Source organism: Stenotrophomonas sp. NPDC078853, from assembly GCF_044901215.1.
GTDB classification, from domain to species: domain Bacteria; phylum Pseudomonadota; class Gammaproteobacteria; order Xanthomonadales; family Xanthomonadaceae; genus Stenotrophomonas; species Stenotrophomonas lacuserhaii.
The window spans coordinates 155184-169541 of the sequence record NZ_JBJDOQ010000006.1; the positions used below are offsets into that span (position 1 = coordinate 155184).

The 14358-nt window shown below is 64.6% G+C and carries 22 protein-coding genes; all 22 read right to left on the minus strand.

The window, feature by feature from the left end:
- Positions 1-12 precede the first annotated feature (12 nt).
- The 22 genes from ACI2JH_RS08805 to ACI2JH_RS08910 all read right to left on the minus strand — a co-directional run bounded on the left by ACI2JH_RS08805 (position 13) and on the right by ACI2JH_RS08910 (position 14339).
- On the minus strand, positions 13-1980 hold the full coding sequence (locus ACI2JH_RS08805) for a hypothetical protein (RefSeq protein ID WP_404735963.1): 1968 nt from the start codon (positions 1978-1980) through the stop codon (positions 13-15).
- Positions 1981-1983: 3 nt separating this feature from the next.
- Positions 1984-2220 (minus strand): hypothetical protein, encoded by a 237-nt coding sequence (locus ACI2JH_RS08810; RefSeq protein ID WP_261997040.1) that lies wholly within the window; start codon positions 2218-2220, stop codon positions 1984-1986.
- A gap of 56 nt (positions 2221-2276) precedes the next feature.
- Positions 2277-2654 (minus strand): hypothetical protein, encoded by a 378-nt coding sequence (locus tag ACI2JH_RS08815; protein WP_404735964.1) that lies wholly within the window; start codon positions 2652-2654, stop codon positions 2277-2279.
- 128 nt (positions 2655-2782) lie between these two features.
- Complete coding sequence (locus ACI2JH_RS08820) at positions 2783-3262, minus strand: hypothetical protein (RefSeq protein ID WP_088432440.1); 480 nt, start codon at positions 3260-3262, stop codon at positions 2783-2785.
- 77 nt (positions 3263-3339) lie between these two features.
- Complete coding sequence (locus ACI2JH_RS08825) at positions 3340-3702, minus strand: DUF3168 domain-containing protein (protein ID WP_404735965.1); 363 nt, start codon at positions 3700-3702, stop codon at positions 3340-3342.
- Positions 3699-4202, minus strand: coding sequence for an HK97-gp10 family putative phage morphogenesis protein (locus ACI2JH_RS08830; RefSeq protein WP_404735966.1), 504 nt, complete (start codon positions 4200-4202; stop codon positions 3699-3701). The genes ACI2JH_RS08825 and ACI2JH_RS08830 overlap by 4 nt, the downstream gene beginning before the upstream one ends.
- On the minus strand, positions 4195-4530 hold the full coding sequence (locus tag ACI2JH_RS08835) for a head-tail adaptor protein (RefSeq protein ID WP_404735967.1): 336 nt from the start codon (positions 4528-4530) through the stop codon (positions 4195-4197). The genes ACI2JH_RS08830 and ACI2JH_RS08835 overlap by 8 nt, the downstream gene beginning before the upstream one ends.
- The gene (locus tag ACI2JH_RS08840) at positions 4527-5006 is read right to left on the minus strand and encodes a head-tail connector protein (RefSeq protein WP_404735968.1); all 480 of its coding nucleotides are present in this window, start codon (positions 5004-5006) and stop codon (positions 4527-4529) included. Before ACI2JH_RS08840 ends, ACI2JH_RS08835 begins: the two co-directional genes overlap by 4 nt.
- 1 nt (position 5007) lies before the next feature.
- Positions 5008-5490: a hypothetical protein gene (locus tag ACI2JH_RS08845; RefSeq protein WP_404735969.1), complete on the minus strand. Its 483-nt coding sequence runs from the start codon at positions 5488-5490 to the stop codon at positions 5008-5010.
- 61 nt (positions 5491-5551) lie between these two features.
- Entirely contained in the window at positions 5552-6802 is a 1251-nt protein-coding gene (locus ACI2JH_RS08850) for a phage major capsid protein (RefSeq protein ID WP_404735970.1), read from the minus strand.
- A gap of 11 nt (positions 6803-6813) precedes the next feature.
- Complete coding sequence (locus ACI2JH_RS08855) at positions 6814-7656, minus strand: head maturation protease, ClpP-related (protein ID WP_404735971.1); 843 nt, start codon at positions 7654-7656, stop codon at positions 6814-6816.
- The gene (locus ACI2JH_RS08860; RefSeq protein ID WP_404735972.1) at positions 7634-8896 is read right to left on the minus strand and encodes a phage portal protein; all 1263 of its coding nucleotides are present in this window, start codon (positions 8894-8896) and stop codon (positions 7634-7636) included. Before ACI2JH_RS08860 ends, ACI2JH_RS08855 begins: the two co-directional genes overlap by 23 nt.
- 8 nt (positions 8897-8904) lie before the next feature.
- The gene (locus ACI2JH_RS08865; protein ID WP_404735973.1) at positions 8905-10785 is read right to left on the minus strand and encodes a terminase large subunit; all 1881 of its coding nucleotides are present in this window, start codon (positions 10783-10785) and stop codon (positions 8905-8907) included.
- Positions 10742-11119 (minus strand): hypothetical protein, encoded by a 378-nt coding sequence (locus ACI2JH_RS08870; protein WP_404735974.1) that lies wholly within the window; start codon positions 11117-11119, stop codon positions 10742-10744. The genes ACI2JH_RS08865 and ACI2JH_RS08870 overlap by 44 nt, the downstream gene beginning before the upstream one ends.
- Before the next feature lie 185 nt (positions 11120-11304).
- Positions 11305-11652 carry an HNH endonuclease gene (locus ACI2JH_RS08875; protein ID WP_404735975.1) on the minus strand — a complete coding sequence of 116 codons (348 nt, stop codon included), beginning with the start codon at positions 11650-11652 and terminating at the stop codon, positions 11305-11307.
- Entirely contained in the window at positions 11652-11942 is a 291-nt protein-coding gene (locus ACI2JH_RS08880) for a hypothetical protein (RefSeq protein WP_404735976.1), read from the minus strand. Before ACI2JH_RS08880 ends, ACI2JH_RS08875 begins: the two co-directional genes overlap by 1 nt.
- Positions 11942-12295, minus strand: a complete 354-nt coding sequence (locus ACI2JH_RS08885; RefSeq protein WP_404735977.1) for a DUF1064 domain-containing protein — start codon at positions 12293-12295, stop codon at positions 11942-11944. Before ACI2JH_RS08885 ends, ACI2JH_RS08880 begins: the two co-directional genes overlap by 1 nt.
- Positions 12295-12585 (minus strand): hypothetical protein, encoded by a 291-nt coding sequence (locus ACI2JH_RS08890; RefSeq protein ID WP_404735978.1) that lies wholly within the window; start codon positions 12583-12585, stop codon positions 12295-12297. Before ACI2JH_RS08890 ends, ACI2JH_RS08885 begins: the two co-directional genes overlap by 1 nt.
- A gap of 51 nt (positions 12586-12636) precedes the next feature.
- Entirely contained in the window at positions 12637-12918 is a 282-nt protein-coding gene (locus tag ACI2JH_RS08895; RefSeq protein ID WP_404735979.1) for a hypothetical protein, read from the minus strand.
- Position 12919: 1 nt separating this feature from the next.
- Positions 12920-13402, minus strand: coding sequence for a hypothetical protein (locus ACI2JH_RS08900; RefSeq protein WP_404735980.1), 483 nt, complete (start codon positions 13400-13402; stop codon positions 12920-12922).
- On the minus strand, positions 13399-13854 hold the full coding sequence (locus ACI2JH_RS08905) for a hypothetical protein (protein ID WP_088432456.1): 456 nt from the start codon (positions 13852-13854) through the stop codon (positions 13399-13401). The genes ACI2JH_RS08900 and ACI2JH_RS08905 overlap by 4 nt, the downstream gene beginning before the upstream one ends.
- Entirely contained in the window at positions 13851-14339 is a 489-nt protein-coding gene (locus tag ACI2JH_RS08910) for a lysozyme (RefSeq protein WP_404735981.1), read from the minus strand. Before ACI2JH_RS08910 ends, ACI2JH_RS08905 begins: the two co-directional genes overlap by 4 nt.
- Positions 14340-14358: the final 19 nt, after the last annotated feature.

The following is a 14358-nucleotide window of genomic DNA, read 5'->3' on the forward strand; positions in this document are numbered from 1 at the left end:
ATCAGCATCCGATCAACCCCACACCGTTAGGACCACGTCACCCGTGGCCGGGTTGCGCTCAACGCGCCTCACCAGCACGGCTTTGCCCTCGGCCAGGCCATAGCGCGGGTACGTCAGCCGGCCGATCTGGCCGGGCTGCGGCGCCAGGCTCTGATCGCCGCGCACCGTCACCTGGTAGAAGAACCGCTGCTGCCGGTACATGCCCACCACCCGGTCGATCTCCGACTGCGCGTCGGCTGCGTTCCAGAAGAGCGAGATCACCGGATCTGCCGCGTCCGCGCGGCGATAGTGCTGGTGTAGCGCCCCGCCGCCGTATACCTGCGCGCGGAACAGGCCGGTCAGCTCGTCGCGGCGCCCCTGCGGCACGTCCACCACATCCGTGACCAGGTCCGAGGCAGCCAACGCCTGAGCGTTCGGGCGGTAGGCCATGCGGCGCGTCAGGTTCGGCGCGTCGTCTGGCACTGCCAGCAGATCCTCGGCCAGGTCGTTGGCCGTGAGCTCGAACGCGGGAGCACCACCGAACGTCTCGGGGGCCACCACCCGGGTGAAACGCAGCACCCCGGTGGCGTCTTGGTAGCAGGCCGCCCCATAGCTGGGGAGGATGGCGTTCATGGCATCCCGTCCGGTGATGGCATTGCCGGCGTAGTAGCCCACGCCCGCATAGCCCGTCGCGGCATCAACCGCGGCGCAGTCGCCGCCTGACCATGAGGTCTTGCCCAGGCGGCCCATGATGTCGGCCATCGCCTGCTGCAGGGTGGCCGGGCGCTGGCCCGGTCCAACGCTGGACAGGTCCGCCACCACCGGCGTGACCGGCGGTGACTTCATGATCAGCTGCTGTCCATCGGGCGACAGAGTGAACGTGCCCGGCTCCATGAGGTCACCACGGTCCATCACCGCATCGGCGTAGACCAGGCCGTCGGCCACGAACATCGCCGTCGCATCTGAGTTGGCACCCATCGCCGGCACGCTGGCCACCGCCCCGATCACGACCGGCTGCGGCTTCCAAGCCAACGCGGCGATGTTCGGCATGAACACGCCGCGATTGATCGTCTCGTCCAGATCGTCGTGAGCGTCGCGGAAGTGAACCGTTTTGCTGCCGTCGTCGTTGATCTCGATGCGGTCCACGGTGAAGCGGAACACGGCAGAGGTGTCCGCCAGCATGCCGGCGGAGCTGCCTGCCCGGATCTGGACCGGCATCCCCGAGGCGCCGGACAGCGCCAGGCTGTCGAGCAGCCCGTCGGCGTCGAGCACCACGCACTCAGCAGCACTGGTCTGGGTGACCGGGTCACCGCCCCAAGGCCAGAAGTTGATCTCGCTGATCAGGTTCACCCCTTCGGCGATCAGCCCCTCGTAGCGTGCGTTGGCCGGCAGGTCGCCCGGTGCAGTCAGCCAGTCCGCGTCGGACAGGCGGGTGACGGGCCCGGAGGAGGTAGCCACCTTCCAGCCGGCGAGCGCGGCAGGTCCCCGAGCATTCCACTGCCCGGCGTTCACCACCATGCACAGACCGCCGGCCTTGCTCGCCGCGAGCGCGGCGGCAAAGTGCAACGGGCCGGCCAGAGTGATATCCCGCTGATGCACCTGCGTGGCGCCCAGGTAGAGCTGCAGACGGGTCGGCGTGCCGAACACCAACCGCAGCCCAGCAATATCACCGTGTTTGGCGACGGGCAGACCGCTGGCGACAGCCGCGCCGTTCAACATGACCCGACCGGTCCCCAGCTCCCAGCCAATCCCGGCAGGCGTGGCCCCCGGGTAGGTACTGAGCGGCGCTGCCGCCGTGACAATGCCGACCACTGCCGACATCGGATCGTCGCCCCAGACGGCGAACTCGACCCCCACCGTTCCCGTGCTTTGCGCCACGTCCGACTTGGCCATGCGGCTGATATTGGCCGCGGCGGTGGTGGCCAGCGTGAGGCCGCCGTCTCGCGCCGCCAGCAGCGGGCCGATGGGAACCGCCGCGAAGCGCCCGAAATTGTCAGCCATTGGTCATCCCAGTGAATCGAACCAGTCCTGCGCCTCGTCGTCGTCCGACCGGGGCACCAGCACGTCCATGAAGTCCTGCATGCCGCGCTTCGTGCCTGCTTGGCTGTGCGCGGCGAAGGTGAAGGCAGCGAATGCGGCCGGCTTGATGTGCAGCCCCACCGGATCGATGGGGTTTCGCTTGTGGAACTCCCACCACCGCAGGAACTCCTTGCGCGACATGGTCCCGCGCAGCTCGGCCACCGTGCGATGCAGGTGGCCGGCCAGCACATGCCAGAACCAGTCCTCGCCCCGCTGCCTTAGGCGTTTCCCGCCTCGGCCTGGGCGTCAGCGGCCTTGTCGCCGAAGCCCGAGTGCTTCATGGCCACCTGCTGCAGCTCGGCGGCCACCAGCGGCTTCAGCTGGGCCGCCTGGACGTCCGTCATCACCGGCTTGCCATCTTCGTCGCAGATGGTGGCGGCGATCAGCTTGGCACGGTCTGCGTCCTGCCAGAGCTTGCGGAATTCGGCGTCCGGCAGTTCGCGGACGTAGAACTGGGCCTTGTCGCCGTTGGGCAGCGTGATCGTATCGGCATGCACGTCCTTGGACGCGAACATGCCCAGGCTGGTGAACGCCTGCAGCACCGTCTGCGAGGGAGCGACGGCTTCAAGCGGGAGGGTTTCGTTGGTCTTGCTCATTGGCCGTTTTCCTTGAATGGCGACAGGGCGCGCGGGCCGCGCACGGCTAACACGCGGAGGATCCTCGAGCCCCGTCAAAGAGATGGCCCGCCGAAGCGGGCCGAGAGTGGTGCAGCCGTTGCCGCCCGTTACGGGCCGCCAGCAGGCCGGTGAGTGGTCACCGCGCCGGAGCCGCGAATGGTGACCGTTGCCTTCCAGACGTCGTTGTCCTGGCTGCTCACCGCGAAGTTCTGCACGAACCCGTCGAACTGCTTGGACAGCACCGTGGTCGGCGGGGTGATCGTCCCGTCAACCGCCGCCGGCTTCGCGACACCCTCCGTCTCGGACAGCGGTGCGGTCACCAGCCAGTTCACGACGGCGCCCGTCTTGTGCAGGTCTTCCAGCTTCTCGTGGTCGACGCTGTCGTAGATGATTTCGATGCTGGTGCTGCCGGTCTGCTTTCGGCCGGCGACGAACTGATCCCAGTCGTCGTCGTAGTCGGAGATATCGATCTCCGACGCCTGGCCATCGGGGAAACCAACAGAACGCAGGCGGGTCACCTTGATGACTTCGGCCGCGCCGATGGCGACGAACAGCTGCGAGTGCTTCGACTTGATTACCTGTCCCATAGGGATTTCCTTGTGTTGCGCCCGTCGCCGGGCATAAAAAAGCCCCTTGCGGGGCCGGTGAGTTGCCGTTGTGTGGATCAGCGCAGCTGCAGGAGACGTGCGTCGAATGAAATTCCCATCGCATCCGTGCCTTCGCTGTCGGGCGTCGGGTTGTACGACTCGATGCTGCCCACGCGCTCGACCACATCACGGATGGCCACCGCGGCGCCGTTGGCTTGGGTCAGGCTGTCGCCCCATACGGTCAAGCGAACCCTCCACCCATCTGCAGGCGGTGTCTCGGACAGCATCGCCGTAGGCGACCCGCCGACGACCTCCCACGTCGCGTATGGGAGTGCGGTGTCCTGCGGTGCAGTGCCCGGCCCGACCCTGATGGGGTCGCCCAGCACTTGCCGGACACCCGCGTCGCCCTGCAACAGGGATTGGATCAAGGGGACCATCATCTCCAACCCTCCTTTCTCATCTGACTGTTGAGCGCGCTCCAGGTCTCATCGATGATCACCTGCGCCGCCTCCGGCCCCTTCGCTTCGCCTGCCGGCGTCAGGAACGGATTGGCCCTCAGCTTCTTGGTGCCGAACTCGAGGAACCGCCAGTAGTAGGCCCAGCCACGATCGACATACGACTTTCCAGCTCGACCACGTCGCTGATTGCGCTTGGTGTTGGCGTACTTCCGACGGCGGCCCGATTTGACCCCCACGGTGAAGTACTCGCCGCCTTTCCCGACGCCGGCGCGCGTCCTGTTGCGAGCGTTGGCCCGGCGCGTGACGATTTGGCTTGCCATGAATCCGGATGCCTTCGGCGCCCTACGCCTCGCGTCGTCCCGGATCACATTGCCGCCCTTGCGCATACCGGTCTGGACCGCCCTTCCCTGCACGGCCTTGGGAGCCTCTCGCAGCGAGCGCAGGAGGCCGTCCAGACCTTGAATGGACACCTGCTCAGCCATCGCTGCGCTCCGAAATAGCGATAATCGCCAACTCACTTCGATCGTTGCTTGGGGCGACGCTCTTGATGTCGAAATAACGCCCGCGAAACACGATGCGCCACTGCGGATCAACTTGCCGTGGGCGAATATCGAACCGGACTTGCTCGCGGTAGTGGTCGACGCCGGCGGCCACCGCTTCGGTGGTGGCGGCAAGGTTGTTGGTGGCCTTGGCCCATACCGACACTACTTCAGCCCACACCGGCTTACTTGGACCGCCGAAGGGGTCGCGCGTCGTGGCCTCCCGCTCGAAACGGATACGGTGTTGTAGGTCGCCGTCCTGAAGCGTCATGGCATCATCACTCTTCGATATGGGCGCAGGAGGCTCTTGGCTCCGTTGGGGAGCTCTATCGCCTGGGCCCCCACAACTACGTCAGAGCGGTTCGCGTAGAGATGACCGATCGTCAGCAGTACGGCCGTGACGATGCTGGGATTCACGACCACACCATGAATGCATGCATCCGCCTCGGCCGTGGCCTCGCCGAATGCAACTGCGGCAACGCGGATCGCCGCGGTGCGTTCCTCGCCGTTGCGGATGAAGGCTGCGTCCGCCAGTGCCTGGTCACGCGCTGTTGCCGCTGCCCTGACCGCCGCTGGGTAGCCGGCTCGTGCCTGAGCCAGCGCGTCCGAGGTCTCGTAGACCCTGCGATTGAGATAAGCCTGCGCAGCGTCCACCGCACCAGCAATTGCCGGCTGCAGCTGCTCCTCGGGGTAGTCAGGCTCGACCCGCACATGCGAGCGGGCCTGTGCGATCGAGACGATGGGCATGTCAGTCCTTCTTACCTTCAGCCAGTGCTGCGGCCAACTTTTCAGCACCCCAACGCTTATCGAACGGGATACCTGCCGCCTCCAGCTGGGCGATCAGGGCCACCTTGTCGCCGGCTGCCTGCTGCTTGGCGGCGGCCTCGGCGTTCTCGGCGGTCAGACCCTGCACCGTCTCAGCGATCGCCGCCTCGCGGGCGTCCTCGCTCAGTTCGTTCCAGGCCTCGACGGACAAGCCCGACGCTGCATGCGCCTTGCTGACCACATCGCCGAGCGACAGTTCGCTTCCGTCGGCGAACTCAAACCGCGCCGGCTGCAGGCTTGAGCCCAACAGCGTCCCCGGTGCCGGGGCGCCGGGGACTAGGCTCAGTGCGCCCACCGACAGTGCGCCAGGCTCCAGTTCGGGCGGACACTCATCACCGGCAGCGAACTGGATGGGATAGATCTGGCCTTCCGGAACCCCACGGAAAGGCTTGATGAATTTTGCCATTGCGGCTCCTCGAACACAGGATTGAAGCCGGGCGGCGCGGGGCCGCCCGACAGGTGGGTGATCAGGCCGAAGCTGCGATCTTGAGGGCGCGCATCGGCTCCGGGTTGTGTACGCCGCCGCCCACACGCTTGGTGGTGTAGAACATGACGTAAGGCTTGTTGGTGTACGGATCGCGCAGCACGCGCACGCCCTTGCGGTCGTACACGGTGTAGGTCTGCTTGAAGTCACCGAACAGCGCGGCGATCGCGTTGGCCGCTACGTCCGGCGTCGCCGCCACGTCCTGCACGGCGAAGCCGGCCAGGGTGGACGGTTGACCGGCCACCAAGGACGGCTGCCACAGGTAGTTGCCCTGCGCGTCCTTCAGTTTGCGCACCACGCCCTGGGTCTTGCGGTTCATGGCGAACTTAGCGCCAGCGGTGAAGGCTGACGGCAGGTCGTAGACCAGGTCCAGGATGCTGTCGCCATTGATGCCGGCTGCAACACCGCTGTTCACGGCCTTGATGGCGCCGAACGGGTGCTTGGCGGCGTTGGCGCCACCTTCCACGTAGGTCAGGATGCCAAACGGCTTGTTGACACCATTGCCGGAGAAGAACGCATCACCTTCCTGCCTGGCGAACTCCAGCTCGACTTCGCCGGCCAGCCACGTCTCCAGGTCGATCTCGGCATCGTCCAGCAGCTGCTGGGTGGCGGCAGGATTGGCATAGATCTCGCCCCAGCCAAAGCTGAGCGGGCGCAGCTTTGAGGTCGCGGTCTCCGGGCGGGGGTCTTCTTCTCCCACCCAACCCGAGGACGTGCCGCCGGTGTTGTACAGCTTGGTCAGGCCGGCACCCGAACAGGGCTGCACGTTGGCAAGCTGTCGCATGTCCGAGACGATAACCAGGCGGTCGGTGATCGAGCGATCCCATTCGACCGGTGCCAGGTAGCCGCCTTCGTCGGCCGCGCCCTTGTTGAGGGCAGCCTGCACTTCACCCTTGCGGAAGTGAGCACGGAACGAATCGGTGTACTCGGCATCGGCCACGTCGCTGGCGGCGCCGCCACCGCCCATCTGGAACGCGGCCATCTGGGTGTTGGCCTGGTCGACCGCGGCTTGCAGACGGGTGATATCGGCGTTGATGTTGTCGACCTTCAGGGCCTGCAATGCATCGGCATTGCCCTTCTTGATCTCGTCCAGCTGCTTGTTGTGCTCGGCCTTGAAGTCGGCGAATGCCTTGTTCAGGCTCTCCACCAGCGCCTTCACCTCGGGCTGGCTACCACCATCGGCGTGCACGGAAACGAGGCCACGCGGAACGCGGCCGTGGGTCATCTTGGTCATTTTTTGGCCTCTTAGGCTTTGATGTTGTCGAGAAGGCCCTGCAACAGGGCCGTGGTTTCCTGTCCACCAGCGCTCGGCATGGCAGGGTCGGCAGCGCTCGGCTTGCCGTTGAACAGCGATTTGAGGGTGTCGCGTCGCATGGAGCGGGAGTGGCCAGCCTTGGCCATTGCTGCTTCCACCAGGGCGAGCGCCTTGCGGCCGCCCGATGTCTGCTTGGCATCCTTGGTAGCGGCGGCCCCGTCGAGCAGGCCATCGGCAAAGCCATCCTCCACGGCTTGGGCGGCGCCGATCCACGTCTCCTCGTCCATCATCCGGGCCGCTTCCGCCTCGGTGACACCCGATCGAGCGGCGTAGACCTTCGCCATGGCCGCGTCGAAGGGCTCCAGCAGCTTTGCCGCGTCCGCCATGTCGTGCCGATTGCCGATGGCCACCGCCCACGCGTTGTGGATCATCAGGAACGCCCCGTCTCCCATCAGGATCTCATCCCCGGCCATGGCGATAACCGATGCCGCCGACGCAGCCAACCCCATCACCTGGACCGTCACGCGGCCCAGGTGCTCGCGCAGCAGGTTGTAGATCGCCACGCCCTCGAAGAAGTCACCCCCGGGGGAGTTGATGTTCACCACCACGTCCTTGCTGCCGATCGCACGAAGGGCGGCGCTGATCCGCTTGGCGGTAACGCCGGTGCCCTCCCAGTTCTCGCCGATCGAGTCGTAGATGGAGATACTGTTCGCGTCGTTGCCGGCAGCGCGGACTTCCGGCTCCCAGCGCTCCAGCGCGTCGGGCCGCATGTCGAACTGGGCAGCGCCGAGCCGTCGCTCGGCGCGAATTTCAGGTAGCTGCCGGAGGCTCATCGTTCTTTCCCTTCTGTGTCATGGGGTTGATCAAGTCGTTGGCGCCTGGCTGGTCCGATTCGGGGTAGTCCAGCAGGTCGCGGATTTCGTTCTGCGTATGGAACGGCTTTGTGCCACCGGAGCCGAGGGCGGCCTTGAAGAACTCCGCCTGGTCCTTCAGCGTTCCGCGCATCAGCGCCCTCACGTTGAACTTCGGCTGGAATCGCTCCAGGTCGCGCTCTGGAATCAGCGATCGCGCTACCGCCTGCTCCCAGTTGGTGAAATGCTCGAGCATCGTGTATTGCAGGAAGAAGATGCCCAACTGTTCAATGCCGGTGCCCCAGCTGGTGTCGCTCAGGAAAAGCAGCGGGCGGGGAACGCCGTAGAGCCTGGCCACCTCTTCCACCTGGGCATTCCGGTTCTCGACGTGCTGCGCTTCCTGCGCCGTGCTGCCGAACTTATTCGCCTTTGCACCCTCTTCCAGCAGCATCCATTTCTGCGCTGCTGCAGCGCCGGCATACTCGGTGTCCAGCGATCCGCGCATGCGGCCGTAGGCGGTATCGCTTAGCGCGTTCGGCACTTCGATAGCGCCACCTGCCATGTTGCCGGTTTCGAAGATGCGGCTGGCGGCCCGCTCCGCATCGAGCGCAAGGCGAATGGCCCGGTCCGCCAGCTTCATTCTCGACAAGCTGGTCACACCATCCACGGAGATATCGCGGATGTGCAGCACCTCTTCCTGCTTAAGCACCACGTCGCCACGCTTCTTGCTGTTAAAGCGGTAGAGCATCCGCCAGTCGTCGCCCAGCTCAGGCTTCACAGCCAACGAGTCCAGCGGGATGAGGTGGATGGGCCGGCCTGCTGACCATACGATCCGCGCGTACGCGTCACCGTGGCGCTGCCGCGCAAGCTCCATCTGCCGCTTGAACTCCAACGGCGTTTGCCATGGGTTTGGCTTGACCTTGAGCAGCCGGTGGGCCGGGTGCTCAGTAGCGATCCGCTTCTTGCCGCCTGACTCGATCAGATTCAGCGGCAGCATGCCGATGGTTCCGCAGATCAGGGACAGGCAGCGAAGCACTGCCATGTTGCGCAGCTGGTAGCCACCACCGCCGTGCCCACTCCGCGCCCGGATGAACTCCAGCAGCGCCGGGTCATCCATCCCTGTGAACTGGCCGGCCTCAGCTCGTGCACCCTGTGGCGCAGCCTGCTGCGGATTCCAGATCCGGTCCAGCGACTTGATATCTTCTTCGTTGAACCTGGACATTGCGTTTCCTATAGAAATCGGATGCCTCGCTGCTCATAGACAGAGGCGGGCGCGGCCGATGAATGTGCGGAGCCGAAAGCCATCACGACCGCTACCGCGGCGTCGATCTTGTTGACCGACCGTGCCTTCGACAGCCAACGGTTTTCCCACTTATCGCTTTCGATGACGGCCGACATGATTGCCGACACCAGCACCGGGTTCCCGAGCAGGCGGACGCGTCCTTGCAATAGGGCTTCTTCGAACAATCGGAGAGATCCGGGCATCCAGAGACCTTCCGGCAGCGGCTTACCTGCGGCGGCGGCGGCCTTCACTGCAGCCTCGGTGGGCTTGCCCTTCTTCAGGCCACCCTGCGGATGTTCGACGAACGAAACCGAAAGGCCTAGCTCCTTCACTTCCTCTTCGAACTGGCGAAACGCGTACCGGTCGTAGGCAACCTGGACGATTTCGAAGTCACGGTCGTACTCGGCCACCGTTTGGGCGACGTGCCGGTAGCTGATCGTCTGGCCCTGCGGAGCATGCAGTTGCCCCTTCGCAATCCACGTGCTGTACGGAAGCTTGTCGCGCAGTTCACGTGCCTTGACCGTATCGCCTGGGGTCCATGCCTCTACCCACGCGTCAAACGTTGGCTTTTTGACCAGCGTCTTCTTGCCCTCGACCTCTACCAGAACTTCCTTCGAGCCGGTCTCCACTACCGCGCCCAGCGCCGTAATGTCGCGGTTCTGCGATAGGTCCAACCCGAGATGGAGGCGCTTGCCATGGTGCTGCGAGGTATCAAACGACTCCAGGGCCGGCTCGAGCGTGTCGCGGCTGAGCCACGCTTGGTCTGCGTCGGTCCACATGCAGAAGTTGAGCCGCAGAATCTCGTTGAGCTTGCTGGGAATCTGCTTGGCCAGGTCAACGCGGGCCTGCAGGTACTCCTCCGTGATGGTGATCCCCAACATCGGGTTGGCCTTTAACCAGCATCGCGAATCCTCCAGCGGGTCGTCCCCCTCATCGAGGCCGCAAACGAACGAGAACGTACGGTCATCGATGGGTTCGCCGATGAAGGTCGGATCGTTCACGGCCTCGTAATGGCCAGCGGCCACCTTTACCGCATGCTCATGTTCGGCCCATGCAACGCTGTTCCGATCACTGCCCGAGTTGGTGATCATGAAAAGCAATGGCGAGCGACGGAACTTAAACCCGTTCTCCATCATTTCGATGATCTTGCCGTCCGCCATCTCGTGCACTTCGTCGGCTAGGACAAAGTGCGGGCGGTAGCCTGAACCCGTCTTGCCAACATCGCGGGACGCTGGCCGGAAGTAGCTCTGCGACTTGTGGTAGGCGATGTTGTATTCCTTGCCCTCACCGCCTGAGAACTCCAGCCGCTTTTTCAGCGCAGGCGAAGCCTTCACCATCTTGACCGCATCGCGAAACAAGATGCCTGCCTGATCCTTGTGCGAGGCCACCGCGTACACCTGGGCGCCGGCTTCCTGATCGGCGCATAGCCCGATCAGCGCGATGCCACCGGCCATCGGCGACTTGCCGTTGCCCTTGCCTTCCTCGATGTACGCGCGCCGAAAGCGTCGCGTGCCATCGGCCTGTTTCCAGCCGAACAGGCTGCCTATCTTGAAAGCTTGGCTGGGGTGCAACTTGAATGGCTTTCCTTCGAACTGCCCCTCACTGAGCCGCAGCACGTCTTCGAAGAAGGCGATCTTCTTGTCTGCAGCTTCGCGGTCGAAGTACAGGCCTCTCTCGTTAGCGTCTTCAAGGTCTTTCAGGTGGCGACGGCAGGCGTTGCGCACATGGGGGCCCGCAACGGTTCTGCCTTCCACCACCGCCAGCGGATATTCGCTGGTCCGGCAGTCAGAAATGCTTGTCGTCTGGGTCTTCGTCGTCGCCTTGGCCATGATTCACTTTTGTCTCGTCCACCGGCGTGGCACCGAGCTTCGACAGGAGCGAGCCCAGAGCCTGCATCGCCGAAACGCCCATCTCCGGGTCAGTCTCCATTCGCGCGGCGAGGATGCACACCTGACGCAGCAGCAGCCGGTGACCGGCGTGCAGCCAGGGCATGTTCTCGACCTGCTCTTTCCAGACGGCGACCTGCTGTTTGGTCATCCCCTTGTAGGGAGCGCCAATTGCTTTTGGGCCCTTCGGCGTCTTTCGATTTCGATGTCGCTGCGGATTCTTTGCCGCGGCACCTGACACCGCTGCTTTTGCTGCTGGGGTACGGGGATTTGCCATGTTTCACCGCCTGAATCGCTCACTGAACGACGCGCCGTTCATTAAGAAATGGGGTCGTCTTTCCAACTGTGGATGCGTGCGTTTGGGGGGGTGCACGTATCGCTGGCAAATCGACCCAAACTTTTCCGCCCCCCGTTCAGGCATCTGTGGATAACCTGTGGACATGCTCATTCAGGTTCCATGGGCTACTTCGGCCGCGCGATCCCCTGCCGTGACGCTTGCAAGGGCCATCCATCGGCGTCGCAACCGATCAGGACGCGCTCGGTGTTGCCGAAGCCGCCATCCTCGCGTGCGGTCTTCCTGCTATGGCAGCTGACGCACAGTGTCCGAAGGTTCTCCGGAGCGTTGTTGTTCGGATTGCCATCCACATGATCGACGTGGGCTTTCCCCTTGCCGGCGCACAACACACCACAGCCATGCTCCTGGCACCGGTACAGGTCGCGCAGCAGGATGGTCTCCCGCAGCGCGCGCCACGCCCTGCTGTTCGTTGGCAACGCGCGCTTGGCTTGGCGGTTGCCGGCCAGCCCTGCCATCAGTACGGATTCCCGTCCAGGTCCACACGCTCGGGCGCGGCGCCTTCTTCCTGCAACGGTGCGCCCGCTTCCTCACCCAGCAGCTGCGCGACGGCCTGCACCAGCAGTCCGACGTGCATACCCAGCTCGGCGATCTGCTTTCCCTGCTGCTCGATGGCCCCGACTAGGCGGTCCATGCGCGCATCCGTGCTGGCGTCGATGCGCGCAGCCAAGGCCGCATCTGCTCCAGCTCGCGCGGCCTGCTCAACGCTCAGGGCCTTCGCCAATGCTTCGATCTGTGCAACGTCCATCAGAACTCCTCCACTGCCCAGCCGCCACCATCCCGCTTGGGCTTGACCTTCACCGCGATGAAGCGGAATGGGTACATGGCCGCAGCGATTTTGATCTTGGCGCGCGCGTCGTCCTGCCAGTGGCCCTTGACCTCGTGGCATTCCATGACGCCGTCCGAAGCCATCACCGCGAAGTCCGGGGTGTAGAACGTGTTGTCGGCCAGGCGCACCTTCAGCCCCTCGAACCGGTGCCACTGGATCTCGCCGGCGAACTCCAGCGCGCGCAACCGTTCCGCGTATGCAGACTCGGTCTTGTTCATCTGGCCAACCTTGAGCCGGCCAAGCGCCAACATGGCCTTGCCCTTCCCCGCCATCAGCGCGGGCTGCGGCGGCGGACCTGGACCTTGGCCTTCTTGCTCTTGGGCAGCGGAGGCAGGCGGTCCTGCACTTCGATCAGCACCCCATTGATCGCGGCCAGCTGGCTGGTGAGCGAACTGATCTGCGAGCCGGCAGCGGAATCGACATCCTCGCCGTGCGCCTTGACCGCGGCGAGCTCGCTGCGCAGGGCCTCACCTTCCACCTCGAGGGCGCGCAGGCGCTGTGCAAGCCGCTGGGAGAGAGTCGGCCACAGGGTAACGTCGAGTACTTTGATGGTTCGGGACATGGGTTTCTCTCTGTAGAAGGCGATCCGGCGTTGCCGATCGTCAGGTTTTGATCAGCGTTCCGGCGAGGGAACAGGCTTCCCTCCCAGCTGCTCGATTGCATCAAGCTGAGCCTCGTACTGCAGCAGGCACCGCTTCCGCCCGTTGCTCACGTCGAACACCAGCGACGGCTTCCCGTCGCGCACCCAGCTGCAACGCTTCGTCAGCGCAGCATCGATGGGCACGTAGGTGGTCACCGGCACATTGATGACGGCCGGCGGCGGATGGTTCGGTCTGGTGGGCGCGGCCCGGCATGCGGCCAGCAACGCAGCGATGACAACCACGATGACGCGCATATCAGTAGCCCTTCAGCGCCGGGCAGGCGGAATCGAGCAGCTCGAGGGCCGCCTTGCAGGTGTCGGGGCGCCGTTCGTACCGGGCCTTCCAGGTGGCAGCATCCTGCTCGGCCGCCTCGATCTTGGTGGCCAAGCCATTGAGTGCCACGGCGCTCTCGGACTTCAGTACCTTCAGCTTCTCGGCCTCAGCCCGCAGTGCCGCCGCAACGTCAGCCAAGCGCTGGTCGCGGTCTTCGACGTCGGCCTGCAGCCGGGATGCGTCGGCATCCCAGTCGGCCTTGACCTTGACCACCTGCGCGCTCAGTTCTCGGATGCGCTGCTCTTTCTCGTAGGAGGACAGGCCGGAGACCATGCAGCCAAACGCCAGAACAGCGCAGACCACTTTGATCTTGCTGCCCGGCTTGCGCAGCCACTCCAGTGCGTCGGCAAGTGCCCCCACGACCAAGCGCCATAGCGCCCTCAGAAATCGGATGAACTCGCTCATGGCTTTTCACCTCCGATGGTGCCCGTGGCCTTCTCGACCATGCGCACGTAGCCGGGCAACAGCCGACGAATCATTACGCCGGAAAGACCTGCAAGCGGCAGCTGCGGCGCCCCGGCCAGAGACGTAAAAATGGATGCCGCGACTGCGATAACCCATGCGGCCACGATGGCGTAGGCGACCACTGCCACGCCCAGTGCCAGCCAGCGCGCGACCGTCTGCAGGAGGCGGTGCCCCCGGCGACGGCCAGCATCTGCTGCGACCCGCTCGGCGTCTTTCTCCGGTAGCAGCAGCACACCAATAAGGGCCCCGGCCATCGCGACCAGCAGAACCGATTGGGGCACGCCCAGGATGATGCGCTCAGCTTCACGCAGTGCATCAGCTGTGGCAGGTGCCACTACTGCCGCGGTGAAGGTTCCCACTGCGATTTTCATGGTGCTCACAGGCTCGGTCATGGAGCGACCACCCCGCCGGCTTTCCGGTACGCGGCCAAAAGGCTGTCGAGCTTGTGCTCGAACTGGCCATAACCGGCACCCGGCAGGCTTGCCCAGATGTTGCGGGCGGCGGCAATGGCCTCGGGGATGCGACCGGCTTGGATCAGCGGCAGCGCGCGGCGCTCGCGGATCTGCTGCAGGGCGATCAGGTCTTGGCTCAGCGGCGAGAAGTCTTTCAGGCCCAGGCTCTTGCGGTAGGCGTCGTAGTAACGCCGCAGCAGCTGGTAGCGGCCCGCAGCCGTCGACTGAATGCCGAGCTTGGGCAAGTCGACCAGTACGCGCGGATGGTCTGCGTAGCTCGTGAACAGCTTGCCTCCCACGATCACGTCGTAGCCGCGATCTTTGGTCGGCTGTCTGCCGTTGTCGGTCCCTTCGGACCAAGCCAGCATGTCGAGGAAGGCGACGACGTTCACGCCGCCAGCTTGTTGGGGTGTGATTTGCGTCATAGCGTCTCCAGACAAAGAA

What these genes read in the sequence shown, in the direction of transcription:
- ACI2JH_RS08805 (WP_404735963.1), bottom strand. Translation starts at nt 1,980, where the DNA reads ATGGCTGACAATTTCGGGCGCTTCGCGGCGGTTCCCATCGGCCCGCTG.
- ACI2JH_RS08815 (WP_404735964.1), bottom strand. Translation starts at nt 2,654, where the DNA reads ATGAGCAAGACCAACGAAACCCTCCCGCTTGAAGCCGTCGCTCCCTCG.
- ACI2JH_RS08820 (WP_088432440.1), bottom strand. Translation starts at nt 3,262, where the DNA reads ATGGGACAGGTAATCAAGTCGAAGCACTCGCAGCTGTTCGTCGCCATC.
- ACI2JH_RS08825 (WP_404735965.1), bottom strand. Translation starts at nt 3,702, where the DNA reads ATGATGGTCCCCTTGATCCAATCCCTGTTGCAGGGCGACGCGGGTGTC.
- ACI2JH_RS08830 (WP_404735966.1), bottom strand. Translation starts at nt 4,202, where the DNA reads ATGGCTGAGCAGGTGTCCATTCAAGGTCTGGACGGCCTCCTGCGCTCG.
- ACI2JH_RS08835 (WP_404735967.1), bottom strand. Translation starts at nt 4,530, where the DNA reads ATGACGCTTCAGGACGGCGACCTACAACACCGTATCCGTTTCGAGCGG.
- ACI2JH_RS08840 (WP_404735968.1), bottom strand. Translation starts at nt 5,006, where the DNA reads ATGCCCATCGTCTCGATCGCACAGGCCCGCTCGCATGTGCGGGTCGAG.
- ACI2JH_RS08845 (WP_404735969.1), bottom strand. Translation starts at nt 5,490, where the DNA reads ATGGCAAAATTCATCAAGCCTTTCCGTGGGGTTCCGGAAGGCCAGATC.
- ACI2JH_RS08850 (WP_404735970.1), bottom strand. Translation starts at nt 6,802, where the DNA reads ATGACCAAGATGACCCACGGCCGCGTTCCGCGTGGCCTCGTTTCCGTG.
- ACI2JH_RS08855 (WP_404735971.1), bottom strand. Translation starts at nt 7,656, where the DNA reads ATGAGCCTCCGGCAGCTACCTGAAATTCGCGCCGAGCGACGGCTCGGC.
- ACI2JH_RS08860 (WP_404735972.1), bottom strand. Translation starts at nt 8,896, where the DNA reads ATGTCCAGGTTCAACGAAGAAGATATCAAGTCGCTGGACCGGATCTGG.
- ACI2JH_RS08865 (WP_404735973.1), bottom strand. Translation starts at nt 10,785, where the DNA reads ATGGCCAAGGCGACGACGAAGACCCAGACGACAAGCATTTCTGACTGC.
- ACI2JH_RS08870 (WP_404735974.1), bottom strand. Translation starts at nt 11,119, where the DNA reads ATGGCAAATCCCCGTACCCCAGCAGCAAAAGCAGCGGTGTCAGGTGCC.
- ACI2JH_RS08875 (WP_404735975.1), bottom strand. Translation starts at nt 11,652, where the DNA reads ATGGCAGGGCTGGCCGGCAACCGCCAAGCCAAGCGCGCGTTGCCAACG.
- ACI2JH_RS08880 (WP_404735976.1), bottom strand. Translation starts at nt 11,942, where the DNA reads ATGGACGTTGCACAGATCGAAGCATTGGCGAAGGCCCTGAGCGTTGAG.
- ACI2JH_RS08885 (WP_404735977.1), bottom strand. Translation starts at nt 12,295, where the DNA reads ATGGCGGGGAAGGGCAAGGCCATGTTGGCGCTTGGCCGGCTCAAGGTT.
- ACI2JH_RS08890 (WP_404735978.1), bottom strand. Translation starts at nt 12,585, where the DNA reads ATGTCCCGAACCATCAAAGTACTCGACGTTACCCTGTGGCCGACTCTC.
- ACI2JH_RS08895 (WP_404735979.1), bottom strand. Translation starts at nt 12,918, where the DNA reads ATGCGCGTCATCGTGGTTGTCATCGCTGCGTTGCTGGCCGCATGCCGG.
- ACI2JH_RS08900 (WP_404735980.1), bottom strand. Translation starts at nt 13,402, where the DNA reads ATGAGCGAGTTCATCCGATTTCTGAGGGCGCTATGGCGCTTGGTCGTG.
- ACI2JH_RS08905 (WP_088432456.1), bottom strand. Translation starts at nt 13,854, where the DNA reads ATGACCGAGCCTGTGAGCACCATGAAAATCGCAGTGGGAACCTTCACC.
- ACI2JH_RS08910 (WP_404735981.1), bottom strand. Translation starts at nt 14,339, where the DNA reads ATGACGCAAATCACACCCCAACAAGCTGGCGGCGTGAACGTCGTCGCC.